This is a genomic window from Candidatus Magnetobacterium casense, from assembly GCF_019173545.1.
GTDB lineage: Bacteria > Nitrospirota > Thermodesulfovibrionia > Thermodesulfovibrionales > Magnetobacteriaceae > Magnetobacterium > Magnetobacterium cryptolimnobacter.
In genome coordinates this window covers 1-11,451 of sequence record NZ_JABXWD010000086.1, presented here as the reverse complement: position 1 = coordinate 11,451, position 11,451 = coordinate 1, and the positions used below count along the sequence as shown (strand labels likewise).

Sequence of the window (11,451 nt, the reverse complement as noted above, 5' to 3'; positions counted from 1 at the left end):
TTTTTGAAAATGGATTCCCGTTTTCACGGGAATGACAAGAAATGGTATTTTGCGCCCATCTGTGTCATTCCTGCGTAAGCAGGAATCCAGAAAGTGCGAAACCATAGCAGTGATAAGTCTAATCTTTTCTAAATATTATTGTCAAGCGTTTTTTTTGAAAAACAGTCCAAAAACCCAAGTAAGAATACATTACCGGCATTTACAAGGAAATCTTACTTATACCATTTGATATATCTGTAGTATATAGTAAACATTATTTGCTCAAAAAAGCATCTTTATATACCAAGAAGCAAAAAGTATAGTTATACTGATCGGATTCGAATTTTTTTTGGGTATCGAAATTGCCTGCATACAAGAAAGAAAGGTGCGCTGCCCCCTCCTGGAGCGAAAAAGAAGCGGAGCGCCCCTTTCTTTTTTACTCTATGATCTTTGGCACCCTGTAAAAGTCTCCGGCCCTGTCGGGGGCATTTGCCAGGGCGTCATCAAGGGCAACGGATTGCTGCAGGGTGTCATTGCGGAAGATATTCTGCATGGGGACGACGTGAGATGTGGGGGTGACATCGGCGGTGTCCAGTTCGTTGAGCTTGTTGACGTACAGGAGGATGTCGTTGAGTTGATTGCCAAAGAGTTCTTTCTCTTCTTCCGTCAGACTCAGGCGAGACAGGGCCGCTATGTGTTGTACGTCTTTGTGCGATATCGTCATGAGATGCTCCTTACATTCATAAGATTATATGCGTTCGAGGTTGGCATACTTCAGGGCCAGGCGCTTGATGCCAACGGTTGGGAAGCTGACGGTTACCTTGATGTCGTTTTCCTCGCCGTAACATTCCCTGATGATCCCTATGCCCCACTTGGGATGCCTGACCCTGCAACCCGTGTTGTAGGGGAACTCCATCGCGGGGGGCTTATCGATTTGAAACTTTGTGGAGATGTTTGCCGGGATTGGTTTTTTCTCTACCCAGAAGCAGCAGTCCTTTGGGATATCGTTGAGGAATCTCGAGGGTTCCTGGTCCTGGAACTTTGTGTAGAGGCGTCTGCGTTTGGCTCCGGTCATAAACAGGATGTCCTTTGCCCTGGTCATTCCCATGTAGAACAGGCGTCTTTCTTCGTTGAGTTCCTCGGTGGTTTCGGTTGCCTTGAAGTAGGGCAGGAGGCCATCCTCCAGACCGGTTATGAACACTATCGAAAACTCAAGCCCCTTGACGTTGTGCAGGGTGGTCATTGAGACATGCCCTCTGGTTACCACATCGTCATTGAAGGTCGTAAGAGAGACGGTGTCAAGGAACACCTCCAGGGGGACCGTGCCATGCAGGTACATCAGCTCTGAGATGTTGTTGAGGCAGACCTCATCGAGTTTCTCTATATAGCCGGTATGGGTGCCTATCAGCTTAATTGCATCATTGAGGTTGCTCAGTGGCGCAATTGAGATGGCCTCGAGGGTGTCTAACAGATTGGTGAGTCGTTCACGGGCTGTGACACTGAACCCCTTTGGGGCAGTCAGTTGACGCATTGCCCTGTATATGCTTATGCCCTGGCGTTTTGACTCATTTTCAAGCCTGGTTATCGTGCTTAACCCTATGGCCCGTGATGAAAGGCTCATTACGCGACGCATGCTTACGTTATCGTCCTTGTTGACAATCAACTTGAGATAGGCAATGAGGTCCTTTATCTCCTTTTTTTGATAAAAACAGGCAGAGCCTATTATCTTAAACGGTATTCTTTCGTTTCTGAGTGCCTCCTCAAGGACGCGACACTGGAGGTTCACACGGTAAAGGATGGCCATGTCTTCATATGCGCAACTGCCCTTGAGATACATGTCTTTGATGTTTTTGGCGACGTATTTGGCCTCCTCCTCCTCTGACATGAACCAGTAGTGACAGACCTTTTCGCCAATCCCCCTGTCGGTCCACAGGTCATCTGAGGGGGGACAGTGACTGTTGACAATGACGCTGTGTGAGACGCGGAGGATGTTTTCGGTGCTCCGGTAGTTTTGTGTCAGATTTATTATAGCGGTGGAAGGAAAGTCTGCTTCAAATTTGGTCAGGACGTTTTCATTTTCGCCACCCCTCATCTTGTAGATGCTTTGGTCATAGTCACCGGCAACGAGTATGTTTGCGGCCTCACTGCCCAGGAGCTTAAGAAATTGATACTGTGCAAAGTTAGTATCCTGGAACTCATCAACCAGGATGTAAGACAACTGTTGTTGATAGCGTTGCAGTACCTGGGGGTGTTCCTGGAAGAGTTTTATGGTGTATATGATCAGGTCGTCAAAGTCCAGGGCGTTGGAGCGTCTCATCTCATCCTGGTAACGGACATAGACCTTGAGCAGCTTTTCGTCGAAGTCAAAGTTACTGGAACTGGAGGCCAGTTCATCGGGCAGCACCAGCGTAGACTTAAAGCACCCGATCTTTGTAACAATTCCGCGGTAGAGGGCCTCGTATATCTTCATGTCGTTGAGGATGTGTCGGATGAGCTTACACTGGTCGTCGGCGTCGTAGATAACAAATGTGTCTTTTAGCCCTGTAAGGGGTTGTTCCTTTCTCAGTATTCTGTTGCATAGTGAGTAGAACGTACCGATCCAGGAGTCGCTGAGGTCTTGTGAGAGCAGATACGTGATTCGCTCTCTCATATCCATAGCGGCCTTGTTGTTAAAGGTCACTGCCATTATTGAACCGTATTTTTTCTTGTCTAACGAGTAGAGATAAGCATACTTATAAGTCAATAGCTGTGTCTTACCACTGCCGGCCCCGCCCAATACCAGCACAGGGGTATTGATTTGCTCTAGTGCTGCCCTTTGCTGCTTATTAAGCGTATTTAACAAGAGATGTTCAGGCAAAAGATGTTCAGGCATTACTTAACTCCTTGCATAATGGTTCATTCTACGGTAACGCTTTTTGCGAGATTTCTTGGTTGGTCTACGTCGCATCCCTTTATGACCGCCACATGGTAGGCGAGCAACTGCATAGGGATTGACATTATCACCGGATTAAGAAACACGTTTGAGGATGGTACCAGCAGGAACAGGTCAGCTAACTGTCGCACTGCCGGCTCATCGCTGTTTGAGATCACCACAGTCTTGCCGCCACGGGACTTAACCTCTTGTATGTTGGATATAATCTTTTCGTACAACGCACCCTTTGATACCAGGATCACAACGGGGAGGTTTTCATCTATCAGGGCGATGGGGCCGTGCTTCATCTCTCCGGCCGGATAGCCCTCGGCATGGATGTAGGATATCTCTTTGAGCTTCAGCGCCCCTTCCAAAGCTATGGGATAGAGGATACCCCTGCCCAGAAACAGGAAGCCACCTGACTTGGATATCGTGCGTGCCATGTGTTCGATTTCGCTGTCGGACATCAGCACCTCTTCAAGCATCGACGGCAGAGACAGCAGGTCGTTTATCAGCTCGGCGGTATCCACCGCTGAGGGATTTCTGCTGCTCAGTCCCACAGCCAGCAGGTACAACGACACCAGTTGTGTGACAAAGGCCTTGGTCGATGCCACACCGATCTCAGGGCCGGAGTGCGTGTAAAAGACGAAGTCTGCATCCCGTGCCGCCGTACTGCCAACGACGTTACAGATGGTAAGGGTTTTGGCCCCGGCACGTTTGGCTTCTTTCATGGCGGCGAGCGTGTCTGCCGTCTCACCGGACTGCGTGATGCTGATAAAGAGGGTCGTGGCGTCAATGATCGGTTGCCGGTATCTGAACTCCGAGGCAATGTCAACCTCCACCGGGATGCGGCAGAGTTGTTCTATCATGTACTTGCCGCAGAGGGCCGCGTGCCAGGAGGTGCCACAGGCCGTTATGCAGACCTTACTGATGCCGGATATGAAATCCCGGTCAAAGCCGAACTCATAGAGGTTTGTCTCACCACGCTGGACGTTGACACGACCTGTTATTGTATCGGTGATTGCACGTGGTTGTTCGTATATTTCTTTGAGCATGAAGTGTCGGTAGCCGCCCTTTTCTGCCATCGAGGGGGACCACGTTATTGTCGTAGGTTTTTTGTATATGGCCTCCGAGTCGCTGTTGTTGAATATCACGCCTTCACGTGTCAGGATGGCCAGTTCGGAGTCGTCCATAAAGATCACATCTCGGGTGTAGCTCAAAAAGGCCGGTACGTCAGAGGCGGCAAAGAACTCTCCATCACCAAGACCAATAACAAGCGGACTGTCCTTTTTGGCACAGATTATCTTATCAGGTTCTTGTTTGTTAAGCACGCAGATGGCATAGGAGCCTCGTATCTGCTTGATTGCCGTGGACACGGCCTCCACAAACGGGTACCCTTGGGTGTAGTATATGGCTATCAGGTGGCAGATAACCTCCGTGTCCGTATCGGAACTGAAGTGGACGCCCTTTTTTAATAGGTCTGTCTTGAGTTCCATGAAGTTCTCTATGATCCCGTTGTGAACCAACGCTATGCCATCAACCATGTGCGGGTGTGCATTGTTTTCAGAGGGGCTGCCGTGAGTGGCCCAGCGCGTGTGACCGATGCCGGTGTTACTCTTGCCCTGGAAGCCTCCTATCTTGTTGACCAGCTCGCCTATCTTGCCCTTGCAGCGCACTATGTTCAACGCCGCAGAGTCATCTATAAAGGCGATCCCCGCTGAGTCATACCCCCTGTACTCGAGCTTCTTCAGGCCATCAAGGATTAATTCTATTGCGTTGTTCCTGCCTGTGTATCCAATTATTCCACACATATCTCCATTCCTTTGCCCTTGTTGCGGGTCGCTTCACACATCTTTACATCCTCAGTTTCGTTGCTTTATTTTTCGGCATTGGGGTGTTGCATGGCCTTTTGTTGTGCAAGATTCCTTTTGGCTGCCCACTGATGTATGTTTTTCTGCCTGCCCCTGGCAACGGCAAGTGCATCATCCGGCACATCGATGGTGATGGTTGAGCCGGCGCCTACAAAGGCGTTTTCACCTACCGTCACGGGCGCCACAAGCTCTGTACCGCTGCCAATAAACACGTTATCTTTTATGACCGTCCTGTATTTCTTTCTGCCATCATAGTTGCAGGTTATGGTCCCTGCGCCAATGTTCACGTCTCGGCCTAGCTGCGAGTCTCCGATATAGCTCAGGTGCGACACCTTGGTGTTGGCTCCGACTGTGGAGTTTTTTATCTCAACAAAGTTACCGACCTTTGCCTTGATTCCAACCACCGAACCCGGACGTAAGTGTGCAAACGGGCCGATTGTTGCCTGCGCCTCTATCTCTGAGTTCTCAACCACACTCGAGTTCTTTATTGTAACATTATCACCGACAATCGTGTCTATAATAATCACTCCAGGATATATTGTACACCCCTGACCGATCTCCGTATAACCCTCTAATACAACGTCAGGGTAGATGACCGTGTCCATTCCAATAACTACATCGGGGGAGATCAGGATTGAGTCTATGTCCATCAGTGTCACCCCCTCGGCCATCCACTGAGCGGCAAGCCTCTGCTGAAGGAGCTTCTGTGCCGCAAGCAGGTCTGCCCTGCTGTTGACACCGACAAACTCGGCCTCCTCTGCCATCAAGGTGGCCTCAACTCGTAAGCCACCGGCAGAGCATAGTGCAACGATGTCGGTTAGATAGAACTCGCCCTTTTTGGGGTTGACTTCGATCTTGTCCAGGTATGACAGGGCAGCTTTGTCAAAGACATAGATACCGCTGTTTACCTCGGTGATTGTTTTTTCCTGGTCTGATGCGTCGTTTTCCTCTATTATGCCGGTTATGGTACCATCGGGGTTTCTCTTTATCCGTCCGTAGGAGCCGGGGACAGCGGCATTGAAGGTGATGAAGGTCAGGGCGTTATTGTGCGTGGTGTGTTGTCTGATGAGGGCATCCAGGGTGTCCGGTCTGATTAGTGGCACGTCTCCGGCAAGTACGAGCAGGTGGTCAAAATTCCCTCCGTTGACAATCAGGGCAGGCTTAAGCGCATCTGCCGTGCCAAGTGGGATATGTTGCCAGGCAATCGATGTTCCGGTGCCTTTGTACAGCGGCACGAGTGCTTCCGTGTGGGGGGATACCACGATGAGCGTCTTGTCTATGGCGTCTACGGCGTTTATGGCATCCGTTATGTAGTTTATGATGGGTTTACCCAGTATCTTATGGAGAACCTTGGGGGTGTTGGATTTCATTCGCTTCCCTAACCCCGCTGCCAGTACTACTGCATCTATTTTCATCCTGTGCCTCTCTTCGCTATTGTAATGTCTTGGTTGTTGTAAATACCTGTCTATAATTTTATACGTAAAGAAGAAAAAAAGGAGGGCGGCTCTGCCCCCTCCTCAGACCTCCCCCGCAAGGGGACCAGTCCCCTTGACCCCATAATACTCAATCCTGATGTTATATAAAAACTTTTGTCCATGTACTTAATCAAAAAGTATATTTACGACTTGAGTTCCACTTTACAGTTGACTGTTATAATGCCCTTGCCCCTGAGAATCTTTATCGGTACGCTCTTACTGTTGCCGGCAGCAGAGAGTGCCTTTACTATGTCCTGCATCGATGACACCTTAGTTTCATTGACCTCGAGTATGACATCGCCTCCGAGGTAGATCACCGTGTCGCTGATCTCAACAGCCTTGAAGCCGCCCTTGATACCTGCCCTGTGTGCCGGACTTCCCTTGATTACCTGTGAGACGAGTATGCCGTTGTCTACGGGCAGTTCCAGCGCACGAGCCAGTTTCTCCCACAGCGGCACTCCCACGATACCGATCCAGGGTTTTTTAACCTTCCCGTACTTGATTAGGTCTGGTACGAGCGCCTTGGCCGTATTGATCGGGACGGCAAAACCGATCCCCACGCTGCCCCCCGATGGCGTAAAGATGGCGCTGTTGATGCCGATCATCCTGCCGCTGGTATCGATCAGTGGGCCGCCGGAGTTGCCGGGATTGATTGGCGTATCGGTCTGGATGACGTTTTCCATGACCCTGCCACGGCCCGTAGTCAGAGGGCGGCTCAGGGCGCTTATTATCCCTGTTGTCAGCGTCGAGTTTAGCCCAAAGGGGTTGCCTATGGCATAGACCCGTTGACCGACCTGGAGTTCGTCGGAGTTGCCAAGCTCCACGGCCTTAAACGATGTGGGTTGATCGCTTATAATTTTTATTACGGCAATGTCGTTGTCGGGGTCTGCGCCTATGAACTTGGCCCGGTATTTTTTGCCGTCGGTCATTGTGATGTTTATCTCCGAGGCATCCTCGATGACGTGGGCGTTGGTCAGGACGTAGCCGTCGGGGCTGATTATAGAGCCTGAACCGGAACCTTTTTGCGGATATATGGAAAAGAAGTCTTTTATTAACGTTGTTGTGGTGATGTTGACAACCGAAGGGCTGTTTTGCTTGTATACTGTGATGTTGGTCTCTTCCTCCGGTGTCAGCCGACCACCGGCCTGTGATTGCGCGTATACGGACAACGTGACAAGCGGTAAAAAGATAACCGCCAACAGGATGGTTCTTACGCTCATGGGGTCAAACTATGCATCCGTCATCATGTCATCGGGCAGTTCGAAGTTTGCGTAGACGTTCTGTACGTCGTCGAGGTCTTCGAGGGCGTCTATGATCTTCATGTTTTGTTGCAGGGTGGCGGTATCGACGTTTATATACGTGTTTGGGATCATGGTGATCTCACCGGAGGCGATTTTGATCCTGGCTTGTTCAAGGGCGGTTCTGACCTGCGCAAAGTCCTCTATGGCGGTGATAACGCCGTAGTGTTCCTCTTTTGGGTCATTTTTGACGTCGTCCACGCCGGCGTCAAGGACGATGCCCAGGAGTGAGTCTTCGCTGATTAGTTTTTTTTCGACCTCTATGTAGCCCCTCTTTTTGAACATCCACGCCACGCATCCGGCCTCTCCGAGCGTGCCACCGTTTTTCGTCAGGATGTGTCTGACCTCCCCGACGACCATGTTTTTATTGTCAGTGAGGACCTCCATCAGTATGGCAACCCCACCGGGGCCATAGCCCTCGTAGATGATGTCCTCGTAGTTTTGTCCGGACAACTCCCCCGCACCCTTTTGGATGGCACGCTTGACGTTATCCACGGGCATGTTTGCCATCTTTGCCTTTTCAACTGCGGTGCGCAGTCTGGCGTTGCCGTCCGGGTCCGGGCCACCCATCCTGGCCGCTATGGATATCTCCTTGACTATCTTGGAGAACACCTTCCCACGCTTTGAGTCCGTCGTTGCCTTTTTCCGCTTTATTTGTGCCCACTTTGAATGCCCTGCCATTGCAAATCCCCCCGTCCTAATGCCTGTAAATATTTAATCGGTTATAATTATCTAACCGCCTATAAAAAATGCTCATCCTGTATTTTATCACACCACCCCAAAAAAATAAAGGGTACGAATTAAGAAAGAAGGGTGAGGGGTATCCTCTTTATATTTCTATGGTAACTATACTTTAAGGCAAGAAAGAAAGGGGCGGCTCCGCCCCCCTTCAGAACCCCCCGCAAGGGGAGGGGTGAGCCACCCCGGGCACGAAGAAGTCCCCTTGACCCCATTTTACCATGCTTTTTTAAAAGGATACGGTGAGGGCAGCTTGAAGCTCTATCCTGAACTGGCAGCCGTCGCTGGTGTTGGAGACCGTTATCGAGCCTTTCATCTTTTTCTCTACTATGACCTTGGCAGAGTACAATCCAAGGCCGGTCCCCCTGGCCTTATCCTTTGTAGTAAAATACGGGTCAAATATCTTCCCTATGATATCGTCACTTATGCCGCCGCCATTGTCGGTAATGATCAACGAAATCGTGCCGCTTTGGGGATTTTGGTGTGCCTCGATTTTAATCAGGCCGTTGAGCACATTTCTTGCTTCAAAGGCATCCTTTGTGTTGCTTAATATGTTCAGGAGCGCCTGTGAGAACTCATCCGGATACCCATACAGGGTTATCCGTTTATCCATATCCGTGTAAATGGTTGTGTTTTTGCCCCTAAAATAATCCTTTATGATAGAGATTGCCTTGTTTACCGTATCAGAGAGATTAAAACGGGTCATATCTTTATTGTGTACGTAGAAACTCTTAAAGTTGTCTATGGTATCTGATAATTCAAGGATTTCTTTCATCATGGCCTTTACGGAATCGTCTATGTACTGTTCGTTTAGTTCATTGTAGCTATAGGCATCCTTGATGTCCTGAACCATTAACCCTATTGTACATAGAGGCTGGCGCCAGTGGTGGGCGATGTTGACAAGCAGTTCCCCCAGGGCCGTGTGACGGGCCTGGTCGTACATGATGAGGTCTTTCAGACGGTTCTTTTCAACCTCCTCGGCAACCCTGTCCTTGAGTGTCCTGTTTAGCTCCTCAAGCTGTTGAGTCGTCTGAAGCAGACTGTTTTCATAGCGCTTTCTTTCGCTTATGTCACGAACTACGGCCACCATATAATTGCTTATCTCGCTATAGACGTACTTGACGTTTATCTCCACATCAAAGAGGGAGGCATCCCTGCGCCTGTGTTTGCTTTCAAAGACAAGGGCAGTGGCGCTCTTGAGTTGAGTCACGTATTCCCTCCAGGCTGCCTCCCCTGTTACCACAGCATCAACGTCAAGGACGCTGAGATTGAGGAGTTCCTCCTTTGTATAATCAAGACTGATGCAGGCCTTGTCATTTGCATCCAACAGACGAGCCGTCAGGGGGTCTATTATGAATATGGCGTCATTTGTCTGGTCCATGAGGTATCTGAACAGATGCAAATGCTCCTGTGCCCTCACCCGCTCCGTTATGTCGTGGATCACCGAGCAGATGTACATCTTACCCTTTATCATCACCGGCCCTGCGTATACCTCTACATCTCTGATCTTGCCGCTTGCCAGCTTGTGACGCATGAAGAAGTGCTCGGTCTGATGGGTCTTTAATCTCTGTATTATGTTATAAATCTTCTCCAGGGGCAGCATATTGATGTTTTGTATCGTCATGGTACTGAGCGTCTCTCTGTCGTAGCCATAGAAGCGACATGCGGCATCGTTTGCATCCACGATGTGTAAGGTCTCTGCCTCTATAAGGAGCATGACGGCACTGCTGTCGTAGAACATGCCTCTGTAGCGTTCCTCGCTCTCTCTGAGTTGTTCGGTGCGCTGCAATACGCTCTCTTCGAGCACATCACGTGTCTTCTGGAGTGCGAGGTTGGCCTCTCTGAGGCTTTGCATAGTTTCCCGGTTTTCGATCGTCCTGGAGAGGACGTTGCATATGTTTTTCAGAAATGGTTCGTAGGGGGCAAGTTGCTCCGGGTCTCCTACATCCAGTACGAGGTAACCGTGGAGGGCATTGATGGTCCTCAATGGCATCACCTTCATACCCTGTATGTTTTCTATGGCACATTCGTGTTCACCACGGACATCCTCCCGCCACTGTCCAGACCCCGAACAACATGGAAGTTCTACGTTTAGTCCCAGGAAAAGGCGGCCCCTGTGGCATATGTAGCTCACATCAAGCCCCGGCACCTCCAACAGCGCCCGCTCCAGGAACTCGGCCATGCCCTTTACGCCGGGCATGACATCGAGCGCCTCCTGGATTACAAGCAGCCTGCCTACAATGTCTGCCTGGATAAATCCCCCATCCATATAAAGTGAGTTAGTGCCCTTTTTTTGCCAGGAACTCATCAGGTTGCATGTAGTACGGGTTTCTTAATACCTGTCCATGGACAATCATCAACGGGTGGACGCTGAGGACGTCAAAGATGGTTGCCCCGTTGTACATCTTTGCATCATACTGACAGATAAGAGCACTGAAGGGATAGTCCAGGACGAGCTTGTTAAGCATGGCCTCATACTCGATCCAGTGCTCGGACCCTGGCACTCCACGTTGAGTCCACCAGGTCTCACCAGTGACGCGTACTGCCGCATAACCCTCGTTCTGGCTAAGGTTATAAAAATCCCTCAATCTCTGAAGCATGTCATCAATACTGAAACAGCCATCCGGATAATAACTACTCATGGTTGTTTTCATCACAATCTGGCCGCTTTTTCTCATTTGGTCAACCTCCAACCCCATGACCTTGAGGTAGTCGTCTATGTCGTCTGTTGTGGCGACATCGACAAGGTATACCACCTTTTCTCTTGCCAAAAGGCCACTCTCCACAAACTTTCTCATTACCTTCCTGCGCTCCCCGTCGTCGTTATACACGTAGCACATATGTGTACCAAGGGGGAATGTCTCCTTCGTAAAACCATAGTTGACCTTATAATCACTTGTTGCCATCTTAGCCTCCTTTGAGGTTTTGAGTTATATTACCCGTTTACAAAAACATCTGTGCCTTTCTACATAGTATAACAGAAATGCCCTTGAATTTTGTATTTGTTATGATGTATTCAATCCAGGCAGAACTATCAACCAGGAACATCGGTTGATCGTTGTCTTAGAAACTATGGTTTCGCACTTTCTGGATTCCTGCTTACGCAGGAATGACACAGATGGGCGCAAAATACCACTTCTTGTCATTCCCGTGAAAACGGGAATCCATTTTCAAAAACC

The 11,451-nt window shown here is 49.6% G+C and carries 8 protein-coding genes; all 8 read right to left on the bottom strand.

Going from position 1 to position 11,451, the window contains the following annotated elements; genetic code table 11:
- Positions 1 to 415 precede the first annotated feature (415 nt).
- Positions 416 to 703, bottom strand: a complete 288-nt coding sequence (gene gatC, locus HWQ67_RS06580) for an Asp-tRNA(Asn)/Glu-tRNA(Gln) amidotransferase subunit GatC (protein WP_218251879.1) — start codon at positions 701 to 703, stop codon at positions 416 to 418.
- A gap of 24 nt (positions 704 to 727) precedes the next feature.
- The gene (locus HWQ67_RS06575) at positions 728 to 2,851 is read right to left on the bottom strand and encodes a UvrD-helicase domain-containing protein (protein WP_218251878.1); all 2,124 of its coding nucleotides are present in this window, start codon (positions 2,849 to 2,851) and stop codon (positions 728 to 730) included.
- A 23-nt stretch (positions 2,852 to 2,874) separates the two neighbouring features.
- Positions 2,875 to 4,701, bottom strand: coding sequence for a glutamine--fructose-6-phosphate transaminase (isomerizing) (glmS, locus tag HWQ67_RS06570; RefSeq protein WP_218251876.1), 1,827 nt, complete (start codon positions 4,699 to 4,701; stop codon positions 2,875 to 2,877).
- 65 nt (positions 4,702 to 4,766) lie between these two features.
- Positions 4,767 to 6,176, bottom strand: coding sequence for a bifunctional UDP-N-acetylglucosamine diphosphorylase/glucosamine-1-phosphate N-acetyltransferase GlmU (gene glmU / locus HWQ67_RS06565; protein ID WP_218251875.1), 1,410 nt, complete (start codon positions 6,174 to 6,176; stop codon positions 4,767 to 4,769).
- Between the two features lie 203 nt (positions 6,177 to 6,379).
- Positions 6,380 to 7,456 carry a S1C family serine protease gene (locus HWQ67_RS06560; protein ID WP_218251874.1) on the bottom strand — a complete coding sequence of 359 codons (1,077 nt, stop codon included), beginning with the start codon at positions 7,454 to 7,456 and terminating at the stop codon, positions 6,380 to 6,382.
- 9 nt (positions 7,457 to 7,465) lie between these two features.
- Entirely contained in the window at positions 7,466 to 8,215 is a 750-nt protein-coding gene (locus tag HWQ67_RS06555) for a YebC/PmpR family DNA-binding transcriptional regulator (protein ID WP_218251873.1), read from the bottom strand.
- A 286-nt stretch (positions 8,216 to 8,501) separates the two neighbouring features.
- On the bottom strand, positions 8,502 to 10,541 hold the full coding sequence (locus HWQ67_RS06550; RefSeq protein ID WP_218251872.1) for a PAS domain-containing sensor histidine kinase: 2,040 nt from the start codon (positions 10,539 to 10,541) through the stop codon (positions 8,502 to 8,504).
- A 10-nt stretch (positions 10,542 to 10,551) separates the two neighbouring features.
- Complete coding sequence (locus tag HWQ67_RS06545; protein WP_218251871.1) at positions 10,552 to 11,178, bottom strand: MEDS domain-containing protein; 627 nt, start codon at positions 11,176 to 11,178, stop codon at positions 10,552 to 10,554.
- Between the last annotated feature and the right edge of the window lie 273 nt (positions 11,179 to 11,451).